Genomic DNA, 17437 nt, shown 5'->3' on the forward strand with positions numbered 1-17437 from the left:
CGGACTACCGCAGCTGGAGGATCCACGCGGCGAGTGCGGCCGCCTGCGCATCGGTGATTTGTGTATTGGCCGGCATCGGCGCATTGCCCCACGTGCCTGCGCCGCCATCGATGATCTTGCGCTGCAGCCGTACCGAGGCGTCCGGCTGGTGGGCATAGTGTGCAGCGATCTGTCGAAATGACGGCGCCAGCATCCGATGCGTGACGCAATGGCATGCCATGCAGTTGTGCTGTTCGGCTAGCGCCCGGGTAGCATCCGAGGGGACATTGTCTGCCGCATGCGCCCGCGCGATGCATGACACGGCCAATGCAACGCGCAGCAACGCTGGAGGCGGTCCGATGCGCGGGATGCCGAGCAGCACTTTCACCATTCCCCGTTTTATCGTGGTCGGTGGTGTGACGCGATTATACGGGTCCCGGCGCGGGGCCGCCGGAACCTGCGCTTCGCGGTTCAGCCGGTGACGGCGCCTTGGTCGGCCGGACGCGCAAGCTCGGCATACTTGGCCAGCACGCCGCGGGTATAGCGCGGCTTGGGCTGGGTCCATGCGGCGCGGCGGCGCGCCAGTTCGGCCTCGTTAACGTTTAATTGCAGCAGCAGCTTGTGCGCGTCGATCGTAATCGAGTCGCCTTCCTGCACCAGCGCAATCGTGCCGCCCGCGAAGGCTTCCGGCGCTACGTGGCCGACCACCATGCCCCAGGTGCCGCCGGAGAAGCGTCCGTCGGTGATCAGCCCGACTGATTCGCCCAGCCCCTTGCCGATGATGGCGGAGGTCGGCGCGAGCATTTCCGGCATGCCGGGCCCACCCTTGGGACCGAGATAGCGCAACACCATCACGTCACCGGCCTTGATCCGGTCCGCCAGAATCGCCTCGAGCGCACTCTGCTCGTCATCGAACACACGGGCCGGCCCCGTGATGACGGGGTTTTTCAGGCCGGTGATCTTCGCGACCGCGCCAGACTCGGCCAAATTACCTTTCAAGATCGCCAGGTGCCCCTCACTGTACAGCGCCTTGTCGATCGGGAAGATCACCTGCTGGTCCGCGCGGGGCTGGCTCGGCACGTCTTTCAGCTCCTCGGCGATCGTTTGGCCGGTGATCGTCATGCAGTTCCCGTGTAGCAGGCCGGCGTCCAGCAGGATCTTCAGCACTTGCGGAACGCCGCCGGCGCGATGCAGGTCGGTGGCCACGTATTGGCCGGACGGCTTCAGATTGCAGATCACCGGCACGCGCTTGCGGATGCGCTCGAAGTCATCGATCGTCCACTCGACCTCGGCGGCATGCGCGATGGCCAGATAGTGCAGCACCGCGTTCGTCGAGCCACCGGTTGCCATGATCAGCGATACGGCATTCTCGATCGATTGGCGCGTGATGATGTCGCGCGGCTTCAAGTCTTTTTTCACCGCTTCGACGAGCACGCGCGCCGATTCGGCGGCGGATGCGACCTTCTCGTCTTCCGGATTGGCCATCGTCGACGAGTACAGCAGCGACATGCCCAGCGCCTCGAACGACGAGCTCATCGTGTTCGCGGTGTACATGCCGCCGCACGAACCGGTGCTCGGACACGCGTTGCGCTCGACCCCGTCAAAGTCCTCCTGCGTCATGCGTCCCGCGGTGAACTCGCCGACCGCTTCGAACGACGACACGATCGTCAAATCCTTGCCCTTCCAGTGACCCGGACGGATCGTGCCGCCGTAGACGTAGATGCCTGGCACGTTCATCCGGGCCAATGCCATCATGCCACCCGGCATGTTCTTGTCGCAGCCGCCGATGACCACCACGCCATCCATCCACTGTCCCTGCACGCAGGTCTCGATGCAATCGGAGATCACTTCGCGCGACACCAGCGAGTACTTCATGCCTTCCGTGCCCATCGACATGCCGTCCGAGATGGTCGGCGTGCCGAATGTCTGCGCATTGGCGCCGGCGTCCTTGATCGCGCCGACTGCCGCGTCGGCGAGCCGTTGCAACCCCGCATTGCACGGCGTGATCGTTGAGTGACCGTTGGCGATGCCGATCATCGGCTTGTCAAAATCTTCCTTCTTATAGCCGAGCGCGTAATACATCGAGCGGTTCGGCGCACGGGCGACGCCTTGAGTGATGTTCTTTGAACGACGGTTGTATGGCATGGTGGGGAACCTCCTATGGCTTTGCATGACAGCATGCAGTGGCGCGAATCAAATGTCCAATATATTATTTGAAGCTAATAAAGTCGTAAAATGTATCAGTTTCCACTCTGCATTCGCGTATGTCCTTCGATTTGCGCCAATTGCGCTACTTTGTCACGCTGGCCGAGGAACAGCACTTCAGCCGGGCGGCGGCCCGGCTCGCGATGACGCAGCCGCCGCTGTCACAGGCGATTCGCTTGCTGGAGGACGCGCTCGGCGTGCGTTTGTTCGAGCGCACCAAACGCTCGGTCGAGCTGACACCGGTGGGCGCCGCGCTGCTGCCCGAAGTGCGGCGGGTGCTGGCCGCCGCGGATGCATTGGCGCCGCTCGCGCGCAGTCTGGCGCAGGGCGAGACCGGGGTGCTCGCGCTGGCGTTCGTGTCGAGCGCCGACTATGGGTTGCTGCCCGGTCTGTTGCGGCAATTCGTCGAACGTTTTCCGCGCGTCAGGCTCCAGTTGCTTGAGGCGACCAGTGACGTGCAGATTGACGAACTGGTGGCCGGACGCATCGACGCGGGCATCGTGATTCCGCCGATTCCGCCCCGTCATGCGGCCGCGCTGTCATATCTGCCGATTGCGCGTGAGCCATTGATCGTCGCCATGTCTTGCGAACTGGCCCAGGCGCTGGACACGGCGTACGACCAGGCGGAAATCGAGTTGGCGCAGTTCGCCGACGTGCCGCTGGTGATCTTCCCGCGGCGTTTGGCGCCCGCGTTTTATGACATCATAATGGTCTGCTACAAGGCTGCGGGCGTCGTGCCGCGGATCGGCCAGGAAGCGATCCAGATGCAGACGATCGTCAGCCTCGTGTCGGCCGGCATGGGCGTCGCGCTGGTGCCGCAATCGCTTCACAACTTGCAGCGCACGGGCGTCGTCTACCGGGCGCTGCGCGGTGCGCTGCCGGTCATCGAAACGGGACTGGTATGGCGCACGGGCGACGTCAGCCCGGTGCTGGCGAGCTTCATCGACGTCGTGCGCGCGCATGCGCTATCGATCCCCTGACATCCACTGATCTCGGATTCCTATCGTGCTGATTCATCCGAATTTCGACCCCGTCGCGATCCATCTCGGTCCGCTCGCGGTGCGCTGGTACGGGTTGATGTACTTGGTCGCGTTCATCGCGGCGATCGTTGTCGGCCGGTTACGGCTGCGCTTGCCGCATGTCGCGGCGCAAGGCTGGACATTGCGCGACATCGACGACATGCTGTTCTATGGTGTGCTAGGCATGATCCTCGGCGGCCGTCTCGGCTACGTGCTGTTTTACAAGGCCGACTTCTACCTGGCCCATCCGGTTGACATCTTCAAGGTCTGGGAAGGCGGGATGTCGTTCCACGGTGGCTTCCTCGGCGTGACGCTCGCGATGCTCGTGTTCGCGTACCAACGCAATCGCACGTGGCTGCAGGTCACCGATTTCGTCGCGCCGATGGTGCCGGCGGGGTTGGCAGCCGGCCGGTTCGGCAATTTCATCAACGGCGAGCTGTGGGGACGCGTCACGGCACCAGATGCCCCGTGGGCCATGGGATTCCCCGGCGCAGTCAATGAAGATCTGGGGTGGCTCGCATCCCATCCGCTGCAAGCCGCGCAATGGCACTTGCTGGAAGTGTTCCAGCGCTACCATATGCTGCCGCGTCACCCGTCACAGCTTTATGAGATCGCGCTGGAGGGCGGTGTGCTGTTCGTCGTGCTCTGGTGCTTCGCACGCAAGCCGCGTCCGGTCGGCACCGCCTCGGCGGTCTTCCTGCTCGGCTATGGCATGGCGCGCTTCACGGTCGAGTTTGCGCGCGAGCCGGACGACTTTCTCGGATTGCTCGCGTTCAATCTGTCGATGGGGCAGTGGCTTTCCCTGCCGATGATCGTGGTCGGCGCACTGGTGCTCGTCTGGTCCTACAGGCGCAATACGCATCTGCCCGGTGCCCGCTCGGTGGACTCGGCCGGCTGACGCACAGCACACGCTCATGGGCCCGCACAGCATACGCTCATGTGCCGGCGCCCGCGACACGCGTGCACGGCGGGGGCGGGCAGCGGCCGGCCGGCGATGCTACGTCAGCATCAGCGCGTCATCTGGATCGAACCGGATACGTCGACCGTCACCGTGCTTTTGCCCGCCTCGATCGGCAGCGGTGCTGCGGCCTTCGCATCGGCCCTCGCGGGCGTGGCCATCATCATGAACGGCCGCGGGCTACCGCCGGCTCCCTGGTTAATGCGCACTTCCCGAATCGTATAGCCGCCATAGCCGAACGCCTGCGCGGCGGCTTGCGCCTGGTCGCGAAACGCCGTAATGGCACTCGAGGTCAGCTTGGTTTCCGCGTCGCGGCGCGCCTGCGGTGATAACGAGAACACCACATTGTCCACTTGCATCGTGTTGCTCAACTGGCCCGCGAGCCGCGACGCGGCACCGAAGTCGCGCGACTCGAGCACGATCTCGGTTCGACCGCGCCAGGCGGCGATCTTGCCGTCGCGGTTAGTCGATGGATAGATCGTAAAGGCGCCGGTTTGCACGGTCACTTTGTCGTCGCTCCGCGCCTGCCGCAGCGCCTCGTCGGCGCGTTTGTTCAGCGCCCGGGTCAGGGTGGCGGCATCCTGGCTCTCCTGCTCAGAGAACAGCGTGATGCGCACGACGTCCTCTTGCACGTCGATGCTTCGCTCGGCGCTCAGCGATAGCACGCCGGACGGCGGTGCCACTGGCGCGGCCTGCGCAAGCGCGGCGCCGGGCGCCAGGCCCAGCGTCAGCGGAACACTCGCAAGCGCGCATGCGGCCGCGATGCCGCGCATCCGACGCGCGACGCGCCGCGAGGGTAGGGACCGATTCATCATTCTTGGACTCCCAACGAGGTTGTCGGCTCCATCGCAGCACGCGCGGCGGACTGTGCTTTATTAGGCAACACGTGCGGGGGACAGTGCCCTATTAGTTGAGCGTGCGCGATGCGAAGTTCCGCGAAACGAAGGCGGGGTCGCACCGCGCCGGTTTTGAGCGGGTGTGGCGCCTCGCGATCTCGCTATTCGGGCTCAGCCAGCGTGTCGGTGATATAGCACCATTGATCGGGCGTAACCGGCGTGATCGACAGACGGTTGCCGCGCGCCAGCACCCGCATGTCCGCCAGTGCGGCGTGCGCACGCAGCTCGCCCAACGGAATCAGTCGTAGCTTCTTGACAAAGCGCACGTCGACCAGGAGCCAACGTGGTGCGTCGCGACGCGACTTGGGATCATAGTAAGGACTAGCGGCATCGAATTGTGTCGGGTCCGCATACGGGCCGGAGGCGACTTCGGCCAGGCCCGCGATGCCGGGTTCGGCACAACTGCTGTGATAGAACAGCACACCGTCGCCGCGCTGCATGCTGTCGCGCATGAAATTACGCGCCTGGTAATTGCGCACGCCGGTCCACGGCAACGTGCGGGTAGGGGACGCGGCCAGATCGTCGATGCTCGCTTCGTCAGGTTCGGACTTCATCAGCCAATAGCGCATCGCCGTGGGACGCTCGAATAAAAAAACGGCATCGAACCGAGGTTCGATGCCGCCGAATAAAGTCCCCGCCTTGGCCGCTAGGCCGGCATCCTGAACCTGAGGTTCAGAATTGGTCGCAGTTAGCAGCACTTCGGGTACGTCAGACAGAGTGACGCGCACGCCCATGCTACAAATTTCCGCAACCGTGCACATGGCATTGGTTCAAGGAATCTATGACCTTGGCGAACCAGGCAGGGAAGCCAAAAAAAAACGTATAAGCCGTATTGCTCGTGAACCGCAGGCTGCACAAGTAACGCAACGTGGCGCAACCTATGCTTGCGTCAGATCATGCTGGCGGATAACTGCCGCGAGCTGATCATTCATTTGACGCATTGTACGCTGGATTTCCTCCGCGGGGAATGCCTCACCGTGTCGCACGCTCTTTTGCAATTGCAGCAGTTCGGAGGCGATCGACAGGGCGGCCATCACCGCGATCCGGTCATGGCCGCGCACGCTGCTCGCGGCGCGGACCTTGTTCATTTCTCGGTCCACGCGCTCGGCCGCTTCGTGCAGCGCGGGCTCGTTTTCGGGCGAGGTGGCGAGCCGATACGATTGGCCGAGGATCGACACATCGATCTGTTTCGTCGTCATGCGGTTTCTCCTTGGCGCTCGTCCCCGGACGCGGGCGACGGTACGTCACTGGCTTGTGATGGCTGCACGTCGAGCGGGGGATCCGGCAATCGCGTGTGCGGCAGTTTTTCCAGGATCGCGTTCAAGCGGACCTGGGCATCGTCGATTTTCGCGGACAACGTGTCGCGTTCAATGCGCAGTGCGTCGCGCTCGCGCTGCGCTTGTTCGAGTTGTGCCCGCAGCGCGTCGCGTTGCGCACGTGCGGCCTCGAGTTGCTGTTCGACGGCTAGCCGCGCTTGACGGTTCCGGTCGCTGATCTCGACCAGTCGACCGATGTTCTGGGACAAATTTTCAAGTTCGGTAAGCATCGTTGCGTCCTCTGCAGAAACGGCATTTTAGCGCGGTTCTGGCGGCATTCGATGCCTAAGCTCGTATCCAGACGTAACAGTGGCGTGTTCCGGTCATTGACGCCCCGCATGGCGCTACCTACACTTGCGGCTCTTTCGGTGCCCACGCGCACGGTTCACGCGCGGGGTTAAACGGGAAACAGGGAGCGAAGTTCGCCACGAACCGGCCAACCTGTGCTGTCCCCGCAACGGTAAGCGACCTGCTTTTTTTGCACATCGAACTGCCCACCGCCGCATGCGCCAGCGTGCGGCGGTGCGTGCCACTGCGCCTGGGGCGTGGGAAGGCCGGGCCGATGCGTCGCCAGCCCGGATACCGGCCGAGAGCGCGAAGCGCATAGCGTGGCTGTGGATTGCCGCGTCGCACTTCATGGTAGCGCGTGGCCCGCGGGGGACGGGCGCCGCGCAGTCGCACAACAAGGAAAACACCATGCGTACGCCTATTGCAGCGGCAGCGCTGCTCGCGTTCGCCAGCTGGCCGCACGTAGCCACGGCGCAGCTTGCCCAGACCATCGAAGAGGACCGCCGAACAGGTTCACGCGCCGACAGCGAACTCGGCCGTGCCACGCGCTCCGGCATGGCGGCCAACGTCGATCCAGTGGAGAATGCCGGCACTACGGCGCACACCGATACTGCGGCCTACACCGATACTGCGGTGAACGCCGGCACTGCTGTGAGCACCGGTGCCCCGGCAACCGAAGCCCGGCCTTGCGCCGGCGATGACGCGGTGCGGCGCGGCACGCTGTTGCCGATCGTGGTGAGCGCCGCGCGCAACGCGCAGGCGTTGCCGGACGCGCTGCCGCAAACGACGCTGTTTGATCGGCGCGCCATCGAGGACAGCAGCGCGACGGATCTGGCCGGGCTGTTGCAACTCGCGCCGGGTGTGCAGATCACCCGCAACGGCGGCGCGGGCCAGACGGCGGGGCTATTCATGCGCGGCGCGGCGATCGCGCAGACCTTGGTGATGATCGACGGCGTGCGCGTGGACTCTGCGTCGCTGGGCGCGACGCAAATCGCTCAGATTCCACTGGATCAGGTCGAGCGCGTTGAGGTCGTCAACGGCAACGTGTCGGCGCTGTACGGATCGAGTGCGATTGGCGGCGTCGTGCAGGTATTCACGCGTGACGGCGGCAATCATCCGCCGCGCTTCACGCTGGATGGCGAGTATGGCAGTTATCACACGCAGCGCCAGCATGCGGGCGTGAACGGGGCGCTCGACGCGGCCGGCGCCACAACGTTCAGCGTCGATGCGTCGCGCATGAAGACCGAGGGTTTCTCTTCGATCGATCCGAACCGGGTCCCGGTGAATCCGAATGCGAACGGCACGTTCAACGAGAGCGTGAGCGCGTCGCTGAAGCACCGCTTCACTTCGGGCTGGGACGCGGGTATCCGCTACTTTCAATCATTCTCGAAGACCAACTTCGACAATCCGTTTGGCATGCCAACCGACTTGAACGATGAACGAGATCGCGTCGGTCAAGTATCGGTATTCGCCAACGGCAGCCTGACCGAGCGTTGGAACATGCATCTGAACGTCGCGCAGGGCGCCGACCGCTCGCAGATTCTCGCGAACGGGCGGCAAACTAGCCGCTACGATACGACGAACTATCAACTGGATTGGCAGAACGACTATGCGATCGCCGCTGGCCACAAGCTGGTGTTCGGCTATCAGCACGTCAATCAGGATCTGGACGCGTCGGACTTCACCACGCCCGTGCGGCGTGTGAATTCCGGCTACATCGGCTATAACGGCGAGCTGGGCCGCAATGAGGTGCAACTGAACCTGCGGCGCGATCAGTATTCGGATTTCGGCGGTGCCAACAGCTACTTCGTCGGCTATGGCTACCGATTCACCGATCACTGGAAGGCCGCCGTCAACTATTCCGATGCATTTCGCGCACCGACCTTCAACGACCTGTACTTTCCCTTTTTTGGCGATCCGAACTTGAAACCGGAGCAGGCGCATTCGCTCGAAGCGGCGTTGCAATACGCGTCGCCGGCGCTTGGCGTGGCGCGCGTTACCGCGTTTCAGACCCGCTACCGGAATCTGATCCAGTATGCGCTGGCGGACCATGGGCGGTATGTTGCGCAGAACGTGGGCCGGGCAAAAGTCCAGGGTATCGAGGCCTCATGGTCGGGCCATGTGGGCCGTACCGACGTGCGCGCCAGCTTCACGTTCCAGAATCCCGTCGATGAGGTGTCGGTCTGGGATTTGACGCGGCGGCCACGTCGCTTTGCTACCGTGTCGGCGAACCACAGCGTCGACGGTTGGCGGATCGGCGGGCAATGGCTGTTGACCGGCGCGCGCCACGACAACGGCCAGCCGCTGGGTGGATATGGCGTGGTCAATCTGAGTGCCCGATACAATATCACCCAATCATGGTATGTCGCGGCGCGCGTCGAGAACCTGTTCGATAAGGACTATGAGACGCTCTATACATACAACACGCCAAAGCGTGGCGCGTATCTCACGCTGGGTTGGCAACAGCACTAGTGCGGGCGCGCGAACCATGGGCGCGGGGTCTAGCAGCAGCGCCCGCAGGATGTCGCCGCGCCGCGCGGCGGTGATCTGGCTCGCGCTGGCCGCCGCCGTCGGCTTGCTGCTGGTGATCTCGCTGGCCACGGGCAGCGTGCGGATCGCGCCAGCGCGCGTGCTCGCCGCGTTGGCCGGCAGCCCCGGTTTTGACGCGGATATCGTGCGAGCGCTGCGGCTGCCTCGCGCGCTTGCGGGCTTTGCCTGCGGCGCGCTGCTGTCGCTGGCCGGCGCATTGTTGCAGGTGTTGTTGCGCAATCCGCTCGCCGATCCGTACGTGCTCGGCGTATCGGGCGGCGCGGCGGCATTCGCGGTGGCCGCGATGTTGCTGGGCGTGCCGTGGTGGGGCACGCAGGTGGCCGCGTTCGCCGGCTCGCTGGCGGCGATGGGCATCGTGTTCGGCCTTGTGCGCCGCGCGTTGTGGCTGGGTGAGCCGCGCGACGCATCGCCGCGGCTGCTGCTGACCGGCGTTGTCGTGGCCGCGGGCTTCAGTGCGGCCACCGCGTTAATGATGACACTCAGTCCCGACCGCGCATTGCGCGGCATCGTGTTCTGGCTGCAGGGTGACTTGAACGGCGCCGGCATGCCGTGGTTTGCGCTGGCCGTGCTGGCGATGCTGGTCGCGCTATGCGCGCCGGTCACGCGCCAACTCAATGCGCTGGCCCGCGGCGACCAGTTTGCGCAGGCGCTGGGCGTGCCGGTTGTCGCGTTGCGCGCGCGCGTCTATGTGATGGCGTCGCTGGCTGCGGCGGCGGCCGTCACCACGGCCGGCACGCTCGGTTTTGTCGGTCTGGTGGCGCCGCACTTGGTGCGGCTGGCGTGGGGCAATGACCAACGTATGCTGGTGCCCGCGTCGATGCTCGGCGGCGGCGCTGCCGTGATGGGCGCGGACCTTGTCGCGCGCTGTGCGTTCGCGCCGACGCAATTGCCGGTGGGCGTGGTGACCGCATTGGTCGGCGTGCCACTGTTCCTCTGGATGCTGTTGGGGCGCAAGCGATGAATCGGGCGGGCGGGCCGGGGCCGGCGCCGTTGAGCGTACAGGCACTGACGCTGCAGGTGGGCGGCCGCACGCTGCTCGACGCGCTGTCGCAGCGCTTCGAGCCCGGCGAGTTGTGGTGCGTTGCCGGACCGAACGGCGCCGGCAAATCGACCTTGTTGATGACCCTCGCCGGATTGCGTGTGCCCACGCGCGGCAGCGTCGCATTCGATGGCGTGCCGCTCACCCAGTGGCCGGTCCATCGGCTCGCGCGGCATCGTGCGTGGATGACCCAGCAGCTTCACGATACGTTCAGCGCAACGGCCCTCGATACGGTACTGCTGGCACGTTACCCGCACCTGTCGGGCTGGGGTTGGGAGCGCGACGTGGATCGCGCCGCGGCATACGATGCGCTGGCGGCGGTCGGCCTGGCCGGGTTTGCTGCGCGCGACGTGCTGTCGCTGTCCGGCGGCGAGCGGCAACGTGTGGCTCTTGCCGCCGCCTTCTGCCAGGACGTGCCGCTGCTGCTGTTGGACGAGCCGTTAGCGCATCTGGATTTGCACCACCAGATCGATGCGGTGACATTGCTGGCGGAATGGGTCGGTGCGGCGCCCCGCACTGTGGTGTTCTCGTGCCACGATCTCACGTTGGCACGGCGGTTCGCGACTCACGCGTTGTTGATCGACGGGCGGGGGCGCGCGTGGGCCGGGCCGGTGCGTGAAGTGCTGACACCGACCCTTGCCAGTCACGCGTTCGGCTATCCGCTGGTGCTGTTGCGCGACGGCGCGCACGAGGCGCTGATACCCGCGCTGGCGCCGGCGCGGGGCGATGAGCCGGTTGTTTTGAATGGGCGAGATGACGAGGATCCCTGGTGATGTGCCCGCGGTGATCGGGCCGCTCGAGCCAGGTGGCGCCGCGCTGCATACGTCGCTGCAGCACTCGAACGCGTTGGAGTTGGGCTGCTCGAACCGCTAGGGATGGAGCGAGCCGGTGGGGCGTCGCGACGGGGCGCGCTGGCGGACCTGTTCTAACTCCTGGCACAGTAACGCTGTGGCGTCGGCCAACCGCGGGCCGGGACGGCTAATTAGGTCCGCGTCGACGGTGAACAGGTTGTCGCGTGCGACCGCGCGCATGCCCGGCCAGCGCCGCCATCCGCGCAGCGCCGGGTCGCCGCCGCTGGGATCCGTGGACTGCGCGGCCCGGTGCGCCCGGGCAGGTTCCGGCCGTGCGGCAACGATCGCGTCAGGATCGGCGGCGATCACCGCTTCGGTCGACACCGTCGGCACCAGTTCGCCCAGTGAGCCGAACAGATTACGCCCGCCGCAGACGGAGATCACGTCGCTGATGATATGCGTGCCGTTCAGCGTCATCAGCGGGTCGTCCCATAGCTGAAAAAAAACCGATACGGGAGGCCGGCTCGCGTAGCGCTGTCGCAGCGCGGCGATACGCGTGTCGAATGCCCGGGCCGCCTCGCGCGCCTGTGGCTCGGTACCAAGCAGCGTGCCCAGGCGGATCAACGTCGAGCCGATGTCGGCCAGCCGGTGTGGTTCACTGTAGAACAGCGGCACGTGGAGCGACTTCAACCGTTCGACCTGGCGCTGTGGATTGCCGTGCCACCAGACGACGATCAAATCAGGGTGCGTCGCCGCAATCCGTTCGAGGTCCAGCGTCGTGTAGCTGCCGATGACCGGCACGTCGCGCGCGGCGCTCGGGTAATCGCTGAAGCTGACCGTGCCGACTAGCCGGTTGCCGCCCCCGGCTGCGTAGATCAACTCCGTGACGCTGGGCGCCAGGCTCACGACGCGCCGTGCCGGCGCATTCAATGTCACGCGCGCACCGCTGTCGTCCAGCACTTGCACCGGTGCGGCCGCGCAAGCCGCGGGTGCGCCGCCGCCCGCCAGCGCGAGCAGCAGGCCCGCCAGCACGCCGCTTTGCGCCGTGCGCCGCCCTGCTGCAACTCGCGCCCGCGCCCGCCGAGCAGCTCGGGGAGCCGGCCTTGCTGGCGCGCCGCCAGCGATTCGATAGAAACGTCCGAGCGCCATGAGTTCATCGAAGATGTTGAAAGAAGTGCCGAATGGGTCAAGTTCTTTGATAATAGCTGGATTCAACTGAGTAATTGGATAGGCTAACGGCTATGTCAAGCCATTGATCCTGGGGGAATTCATGACGGTCATCGTTGTCGCTAATCCCAAAGGCGGTGTGGGTAAGAGCACGCTGTCGACGAATCTGGCAGGCTATTTCGCGTGGCGCGGCGAGTGGGTGGCGCTCGCCGACCTGGACAAGCAGCAATCGTCGCAATCATGGCTGGACCTGCGGCCCGACACGCTGCCCAGGATCGAGCCGTGGGACATGAGCGGGGAGCGCAGTGCCCGGCCGCCAAAGGGATTCGAGCATGCGATCGTCGATACGCCAGCCGGCTTGCACGGCACACGCCTGAACCTGGCGCTGTCCGTCGCCGACAAGGTGCTGGTGCCACTGCAACCGTCGATGTTCGACATTCTCGCCACGCAGCACTTCCTGCAGCGGCTGGCGCATGAGAAGGGCGGGCGCAAAGGCGGCCTCCAGATCGGCGTGGTCGGCATGCGCGTGGATGCCCGCACCCGTTCGGCGGAGCAGTTGCATCGATTCGTCGACGGACTCGGCCTGCCGGTGCTTGGCTACCTGCGCGATACGCAAAACTATGTGCAACTGGCCGCGCATGGCCTGACGTTATGGGATGTGGCGTCGAGCCGGGTCGACAAGGACCTGGAGCAGTGGCAGTCGGTCGTCGCGTGGGCTGAGCAATGAGCCGCGGGGACGGCGCGGAGCGCCCGGTCGCATCGCTCAGCGCGCGTCCCAGCTCTGCGTCGGCACGTGGTCCCGGGTGCCCTTAATCGTATTGCGTTCGTCGCAGAACACCAGGTTCGGCTTGAAGCCATGACGCACGTCGGCGTCCTCGACCAGCGCGAACGCGGCGATGATGATCAGGTCGCCCACCTGCGCGCGGCGCGCGGCAGACCCGTTCAGCGAGATAATGCCGCTGCCCCGTTCGCCGCGGATCGCGTAGGTGGTCAAGCGCTCGCCGTTATTGATGTTCCAGATGTCGATCTGCTCGTTTTCCGCAATGTTGGCGGCCTCGAGCAGATTTTCGTCGATTGCGCAGGAACCTTCATAGTGCAATTCACAGTGCGTGACGGTGGCGCGGTGAATCTTCGATTTAAGCATCGTACGTTGCATGGGGGTCTCCGGTACTGCGGTGCGCACCGCGCCGTGCGTCGCGCACAGGGCAAGGCGCGCGAGCAAAGGGGCCAACGAATCGGCGCGGGCGATCAAATCTCCAGGTTGTCGATGAGCCGGGTCGCGCCAAGCCGCGCGGCGGCGAGCACGACCAGCGGTTCATGCCCTTCGTGTGGTTGCGGCGAGCGCAGATTGGCGCGCTTGCGAATCGCAATGTAGTCGGGCTTCCAGCCGCGCTCAATCAAGGTCTCGAACGCCGCCAGCTCGATCTTGGCGAAATCGCGGTGACCCGCGAGCACGTTATCGCGCACGTGCTGCAGTGTGCGATACAAGGTTGATGCCTCGGCACGCTCCGATGGCGTCAGATACACATTGCGTGACGACAGCGCGAGTCCGTCCGTGTCGCGCACCGTCTCGGCGGCGACCACTTCAACGGGCAGCGCGAATTGCTCACACATCTGCCGCACGATCATCAACTGCTGGTAGTCCTTCTTGCCAAACACCGCGACACGCGGCTGCACGCACGACATCAGTTTCATCACGACCGTGCAGACGCCGTGAAAGAACCCCGGCCGGAATTCGCCCTCGAGGATGTCGCCCAGATCGTGCGGCGGGTGCACGCGATATTCCTGCGCACGCGGGTACATGTCCTGCTCGGTCGGCGCGAACAGCACGTAGACGTTTTCCCGCTGCAGCTTGTCGATGTCGGTATCGAGCGTGCGCGGATACTTGTCGAAATCCTCGCTCGGCCCGAATTGCAGCCGGTTCACGAAGATGCTGGCGACCACTGGGTCGCCGTGCTGGCGCGCCAGGCGCATCAGCGACAGGTGTCCTTCGTGCAAGTTGCCCATCGTGGGCACGAATGCGACGCGGTTCTGCCCGCGCAACTGGTCGCGCAATTCGTTGATCGAGCTGATGACTTTCATGTAGCGGGAAAGGACCGGTAAGCGGATCCTTAGGTCGGTGAGTACGCCAGCCGGACGTAGATCGGTGCGAAGGGCTCAGCCTGCGTGATCTCGAGCAACGATTCGCGGGAGAGCTCGAGCATCGCAATGAAATTGACGACCACCACGGGCACGCCACGCGAGACATCGAACAGTTCGGTGAATTCCATGAAACGCACGTGCTGCAGCTTGCGCAGGATCTGGCTCATGTGCTCGCGTACCGACAGTTCCTCGCGGGTGATCTTGTGATGCTGCACGAGTTTGGCGCGCTTGAGCACGTCGGCCCACGCGCCGCGCAGGTCATCCGCGTTGACGTCCGGCCAGCGTGGCGCCAGGTTTTGCTCGATGTACACCTGCGCGCGCAGGAAGTCACGCCCGTGCTGCGGCAGGCGGTCCAACTGCTGCGCGGCAAGCTTCATTTGCTCGTACTCGAGCAGTCGGCGTACCAATTCGGCGCGCGGGTCCTCAGCATCTTCGCCGGTGTCGACCTGTTTCACCGGCAACAACATCCGTGACTTGATCTCGATCAGCATGGCCGCCATCAGCAAGTATTCGGCCGCCAGCTCCAGGTTCGTCGCGCGGATCTGGTCGACGTAGCCTAAGTACTGTGCGGTAACGTCCGCCATCGGGATGTCGAGCACATTGAAATTCTGCTTGCGGATCAAGTAGAGCAGCAGATCAAGCGGACCCTCGAATGCTTCCAGAAAAATTTCGAGCGCGTCCGGCGGAATGTATAGGTCCTGCGGCACCTTGAACAGCGGCTCGCCGTATAGGCGAGCGAACGCGACGCCGTCGACCGTGCCCGGCGTCGAGTCGGTGGCCGGCGCGCATAGCGCGACCTCGGATGACTGCTGGCCCCGGTCGTCCGGTGCCGGAACGGCGCTCACGTCAGAAATTCTGGTAGTACACGTAGGGCGTCTGCGGCACGCGTGCTTGTTGCTGGCGCGTGCGCTCATCCAGATCGATCGGTGCCTTGTCCCACAGCAGTGCGCGGCCGTTGCGTTGCTGTTCCTCGAGTTCCGGATGTTGCTGCTTGAGCTGGATCAGGAATTGGGTGATGTCCGACTGATACATGACAATACTCCGCGAACCAAAAAAATCCGATCCCGGATTTTACCGCAAGCTGCCGTACCCGGAACAAAGGGGGCCCGCCGTTCCAACGGCGCAACCCGGCCCGCGCCAGCACATTGTGTCGTTCATGCCTGAGTTCCTGGCACGTGTGATATGTTCCAATATGAGTTTCCCAATTCGTGTCACCGCCGCTGCCATGCTGACCTCCATGTTTAACGACGGAGTTCGATTTGCCACGTAGTTCTCCTGGGCTGCCTTGCGGCGTCGCGCGGCGCGCGCGAGCAATACGCACGCGCGCGCACGCGGCGCGCCGGGGGCTGCAATGCGCCGTAATGGTCGTGCCACTGATGGCGTCTGGCGCCGCCCTGGCTAAGTACAACGTGGATATCGACGCGCCGTCCTATTCGCTGCGCAAGCTGCTGGGCGCCCACCTGGATGTGTCGCGTTTCGCCAAGCGAAATGACATCTCGAACGAGCAATTCGAGTTTCTCGTCACGGCAGTCCCGCAGCAAGTGCGCGACCTACTGTCCACTGAAGGGTATTTCGAGTCGGTGGTGCGCACCGACGTGCGCGCCGGCAAGCGTCGCGCGGTGACCGTGCATGTGGAGCCGGGCCCGCGCACGCACGTGTCGGCGGTCGAGTTGTCGTTCACGGGGCCGATGCTGACCGAGGCACCCGAACAGGAAAAGGCGGTACGGAGCGCATTTGGGCTGACGAGCGGCGAGCCGTTCACGCAGACGGCGTGGGACGAGGCCAAAAAGGCCTCACTCAAGACGCTGCAGTCGTACCGCTACCTGGGCGCGACGATCGCACATTCGCAAGCGCGGATCGATCCTCGTACCCACGAGGCACGATTGAGCATCACGTATGAGAGCGGGCCGACGTTCACCATCGGGCCGCTTGATGTGTCCGGCACGCGGCGCTATCCGCAATCGATTATCACGAACGTCAACCCGCTGGGTCCCGGCGAGATCTACGCCGCCGAGCGCATCGCCGAACTGCAGCGGCAGGTGCAGAACACGCCGTACTATGCCAGCGTCGGCATCTCAGTCGATGACGACGTCAGCAAACCGCAGAACACGCCTGTGCACGTCAAGGTCAGTGAATATCAGTACAACGCGGTGCGTACCGGCATCGGCTATTCGTCCGATACCGGCGGACACATCCAGGGGGCATACTCGTACCTGGACATGTTCGGCGCTGCCTGGCCCTTCAGCTTCTCGGGCCGGTTGGACCAGACGCAGCAGTACGGGCAGGTGCAGCTGTCGATGCCGCCGGGACCGCGCGCGTGGACCAACACGCTGCTCGGCTCGTACACGCGCACCGACGTGTCAGGCACCGATATCCATAGCGCGCGGGTCGGCGCGCAGCGTACGCGCACGTCGCAAAATATCGACTACAACTATCAGGTGCTGTTCTACCTGGATCGTCTGGACCAGAACAGCGCCGGGCCCACCGTGAGCCGCGCGCTCGTGCCGGCGTGGTTGTGGACCCGGCGCAACGTCGACGATCCGGTGTTCCCGCGAGCGGGCAACCTGCTGCGCCTGGAGGCTGGTTTGGCGATCAAGGGCGTGATGACGGATCAGACGTTTGGGCGGGCCTACGCGAACGCACGGCAGTACGTGCCGATTGGTCGGCGCGACATCGTGCTGCTGCGGCTGCAAGCCGGCGGTGTATTCACGGCTGGCGGCTCGCGCGGCGTGCCGGCATCGCTGCTGTTTCGCGCCGGCGGCGTGGAGACGATACGCGGCTATGGCTACGACAGCATTGGCAACAATGTGGGCGGCTCGGTGCTGCCGACCAAATATTTGCTCAGCGGCGGCACCGAATACCAGCACTGGTTCAACCACGACTGGGGCGCGGCGGCCTTCTGGGATATCGGCACGGCGACCGACAACTGGACCGAAAAGTTTTTTTACCAAGGTGTGGGCGTCGGCGCACGCTGGCGCAGCCCCGTCGGGCCAATCAATGTTGACCTCGCATATGGCCTGCGTAACCATAGCTGGCGCCCCTATTTGACGCTGGGCATCGCGTTCTGATTCACCTTGCGGCACTACC

General features: G+C 64.6%; 18 protein-coding genes, 1 other RNA gene and 1 riboswitch. Of the genes, 7 read left to right on the plus strand and 12 right to left on the minus strand.

Going from position 1 to position 17437, the window contains the following annotated elements; translation table 11 throughout:
• Window positions 1-4: 4 nt before the first annotated feature.
• Both B0O95_RS00360 and ilvD read right to left on the minus strand, forming a co-directional pair.
• Window positions 5-370, minus strand: coding sequence for a c-type cytochrome (locus tag B0O95_RS00360; protein WP_104076107.1), 366 nt, complete (start codon window positions 368-370; stop codon window positions 5-7).
• Window positions 371-450: 80 nt separating this feature from the next.
• Window positions 451-2124: a dihydroxy-acid dehydratase gene (gene ilvD / locus B0O95_RS00365; RefSeq protein ID WP_104076108.1), complete on the minus strand. Its 1674-nt coding sequence runs from the start codon at window positions 2122-2124 to the stop codon at window positions 451-453.
• Between the two features lie 119 nt (window positions 2125-2243).
• Between ilvD and B0O95_RS00370 the strand changes: the two genes are divergently transcribed.
• Both B0O95_RS00370 and lgt read left to right on the plus strand, forming a co-directional pair.
• Window positions 2244-3164 carry a LysR family transcriptional regulator gene (locus B0O95_RS00370; protein ID WP_104076109.1) on the plus strand — a complete coding sequence of 307 codons (921 nt, stop codon included), beginning with the start codon at window positions 2244-2246 and terminating at the stop codon, window positions 3162-3164.
• A gap of 25 nt (window positions 3165-3189) precedes the next feature.
• Window positions 3190-4101 (plus strand): prolipoprotein diacylglyceryl transferase, encoded by a 912-nt coding sequence (gene lgt, locus B0O95_RS00375; RefSeq protein WP_104076110.1) that lies wholly within the window; start codon window positions 3190-3192, stop codon window positions 4099-4101.
• A 110-nt stretch (window positions 4102-4211) separates the two neighbouring features.
• Here the strand turns inward: lgt and B0O95_RS00380 are convergent, their stop codons facing one another.
• The 5 genes from B0O95_RS00380 to B0O95_RS00400 all read right to left on the minus strand — a co-directional run bounded on the left by B0O95_RS00380 (window position 4212) and on the right by B0O95_RS00400 (window position 6603).
• Window positions 4212-4973: an SIMPL domain-containing protein gene (locus tag B0O95_RS00380; protein WP_370641726.1), complete on the minus strand. Its 762-nt coding sequence runs from the start codon at window positions 4971-4973 to the stop codon at window positions 4212-4214.
• Window positions 4974-5158: 185 nt separating this feature from the next.
• The gene (locus B0O95_RS00385; RefSeq protein ID WP_104076314.1) at window positions 5159-5626 is read right to left on the minus strand and encodes an EVE domain-containing protein; all 468 of its coding nucleotides are present in this window, start codon (window positions 5624-5626) and stop codon (window positions 5159-5161) included.
• Window positions 5627-5684: 58 nt separating this feature from the next.
• Window positions 5685-5866: non-coding RNA, 6S RNA (gene ssrS / locus B0O95_RS00390), on the minus strand.
• A gap of 69 nt (window positions 5867-5935) precedes the next feature.
• On the minus strand, window positions 5936-6256 hold the full coding sequence (locus B0O95_RS00395) for a cell division protein ZapA (RefSeq protein ID WP_104076112.1): 321 nt from the start codon (window positions 6254-6256) through the stop codon (window positions 5936-5938).
• Window positions 6253-6603 (minus strand): ATPase, encoded by a 351-nt coding sequence (locus B0O95_RS00400; protein WP_104076113.1) that lies wholly within the window; start codon window positions 6601-6603, stop codon window positions 6253-6255. Before B0O95_RS00400 ends, B0O95_RS00395 begins: the two co-directional genes overlap by 4 nt.
• A gap of 119 nt (window positions 6604-6722) precedes the next feature.
• Window positions 6723-6978: riboswitch (cobalamin riboswitch) on the plus strand.
• 91 nt (window positions 6979-7069) lie between these two features.
• Here B0O95_RS00400 and B0O95_RS00405 point away from each other — a divergent pair.
• From B0O95_RS00405 to B0O95_RS00415, 3 genes are read left to right on the plus strand one after another with little or no spacing between them, the layout of a single operon-like run.
• The gene (locus B0O95_RS00405; RefSeq protein ID WP_104076315.1) at window positions 7070-9133 is read left to right on the plus strand and encodes a TonB-dependent receptor plug domain-containing protein; all 2064 of its coding nucleotides are present in this window, start codon (window positions 7070-7072) and stop codon (window positions 9131-9133) included.
• Window positions 9134-9149: 16 nt separating this feature from the next.
• The gene (locus B0O95_RS00410) at window positions 9150-10172 is read left to right on the plus strand and encodes a FecCD family ABC transporter permease (protein WP_332908399.1); all 1023 of its coding nucleotides are present in this window, start codon (window positions 9150-9152) and stop codon (window positions 10170-10172) included.
• The gene (locus B0O95_RS00415) at window positions 10169-11023 is read left to right on the plus strand and encodes an ABC transporter ATP-binding protein (protein WP_104076115.1); all 855 of its coding nucleotides are present in this window, start codon (window positions 10169-10171) and stop codon (window positions 11021-11023) included. The genes B0O95_RS00410 and B0O95_RS00415 overlap by 4 nt, the downstream gene beginning before the upstream one ends.
• A gap of 96 nt (window positions 11024-11119) precedes the next feature.
• Here B0O95_RS00415 and B0O95_RS00420 read toward each other — a convergent pair whose 3' ends face one another.
• Window positions 11120-12256: a cobalamin-binding protein gene (locus tag B0O95_RS00420; protein WP_233202988.1), complete on the minus strand. Its 1137-nt coding sequence runs from the start codon at window positions 12254-12256 to the stop codon at window positions 11120-11122.
• 55 nt (window positions 12257-12311) lie between these two features.
• Between B0O95_RS00420 and B0O95_RS00425 the strand changes: the two genes are divergently transcribed.
• Entirely contained in the window at window positions 12312-12935 is a 624-nt protein-coding gene (locus B0O95_RS00425; RefSeq protein WP_104076117.1) for a ParA family protein, read from the plus strand.
• 36 nt (window positions 12936-12971) lie between these two features.
• Here B0O95_RS00425 and panD read toward each other — a convergent pair whose 3' ends face one another.
• The 4 genes from panD to B0O95_RS00445 all read right to left on the minus strand — a co-directional run bounded on the left by panD (window position 12972) and on the right by B0O95_RS00445 (window position 15382).
• Window positions 12972-13364: an aspartate 1-decarboxylase gene (gene panD / locus B0O95_RS00430; protein WP_104076316.1), complete on the minus strand. Its 393-nt coding sequence runs from the start codon at window positions 13362-13364 to the stop codon at window positions 12972-12974.
• Between the two features lie 92 nt (window positions 13365-13456).
• A complete protein-coding gene (gene panC, locus B0O95_RS00435) occupies window positions 13457-14290 on the minus strand; it encodes a pantoate--beta-alanine ligase (protein ID WP_104076118.1) in 834 nt (277 codons plus the stop codon).
• A gap of 29 nt (window positions 14291-14319) precedes the next feature.
• Window positions 14320-15195, minus strand: a complete 876-nt coding sequence (locus B0O95_RS00440) for a segregation and condensation protein A (RefSeq protein ID WP_104076119.1) — start codon at window positions 15193-15195, stop codon at window positions 14320-14322.
• 1 nt (window position 15196) lies between these two features.
• Entirely contained in the window at window positions 15197-15382 is a 186-nt protein-coding gene (locus B0O95_RS00445; RefSeq protein ID WP_104076120.1) for a DUF3460 family protein, read from the minus strand.
• Window positions 15383-15609: 227 nt separating this feature from the next.
• Here B0O95_RS00445 and B0O95_RS00450 point away from each other — a divergent pair, with 227 nt between their 5' ends.
• Window positions 15610-17418 (plus strand): autotransporter assembly complex protein TamA, encoded by a 1809-nt coding sequence (locus tag B0O95_RS00450; RefSeq protein ID WP_104076121.1) that lies wholly within the window; start codon window positions 15610-15612, stop codon window positions 17416-17418.
• The last annotated feature ends 19 nt before the right edge of the window (window positions 17419-17437 follow it).

This window comes from Mycetohabitans endofungorum (assembly GCF_002927045.1).
In the GTDB taxonomy this organism is placed as follows: domain Bacteria; phylum Pseudomonadota; class Gammaproteobacteria; order Burkholderiales; family Burkholderiaceae; genus Mycetohabitans; species Mycetohabitans endofungorum.

Bases quoted from the DNA above. Each gene is read 5' to 3' on its own strand.
- panD (WP_104076316.1), bottom strand. From the start codon at position 13,364: ATGCAACGTACGATGCTTAAATCGAAGATTCACCGCGCCACCGTCACG.
- B0O95_RS00395 (WP_104076112.1), bottom strand. From the start codon at position 6,256: ATGACGACGAAACAGATCGATGTGTCGATCCTCGGCCAATCGTATCGG.
- B0O95_RS00410 (WP_332908399.1), top strand. From the start codon at position 9,150: ATGGGCGCGGGGTCTAGCAGCAGCGCCCGCAGGATGTCGCCGCGCCGC.
- B0O95_RS00405 (WP_104076315.1), top strand. From the start codon at position 7,070: ATGCGTACGCCTATTGCAGCGGCAGCGCTGCTCGCGTTCGCCAGCTGG.
- B0O95_RS00400 (WP_104076113.1), bottom strand. From the start codon at position 6,603: ATGCTTACCGAACTTGAAAATTTGTCCCAGAACATCGGTCGACTGGTC.
- B0O95_RS00360 (WP_104076107.1), bottom strand. From the start codon at position 370: ATGGTGAAAGTGCTGCTCGGCATCCCGCGCATCGGACCGCCTCCAGCG.
- B0O95_RS00425 (WP_104076117.1), top strand. From the start codon at position 12,312: ATGACGGTCATCGTTGTCGCTAATCCCAAAGGCGGTGTGGGTAAGAGC.
- B0O95_RS00385 (WP_104076314.1), bottom strand. From the start codon at position 5,626: ATGCGCTATTGGCTGATGAAGTCCGAACCTGACGAAGCGAGCATCGAC.
- B0O95_RS00370 (WP_104076109.1), top strand. From the start codon at position 2,244: ATGTCCTTCGATTTGCGCCAATTGCGCTACTTTGTCACGCTGGCCGAG.
- panC (WP_104076118.1), bottom strand. From the start codon at position 14,290: ATGAAAGTCATCAGCTCGATCAACGAATTGCGCGACCAGTTGCGCGGG.
- B0O95_RS00380 (WP_370641726.1), bottom strand. From the start codon at position 4,973: ATGAATCGGTCCCTACCCTCGCGGCGCGTCGCGCGTCGGATGCGCGGC.
- B0O95_RS00415 (WP_104076115.1), top strand. From the start codon at position 10,169: ATGAATCGGGCGGGCGGGCCGGGGCCGGCGCCGTTGAGCGTACAGGCA.
- ilvD (WP_104076108.1), bottom strand. From the start codon at position 2,124: ATGCCATACAACCGTCGTTCAAAGAACATCACTCAAGGCGTCGCCCGT.
- B0O95_RS00445 (WP_104076120.1), bottom strand. From the start codon at position 15,382: ATGTATCAGTCGGACATCACCCAATTCCTGATCCAGCTCAAGCAGCAA.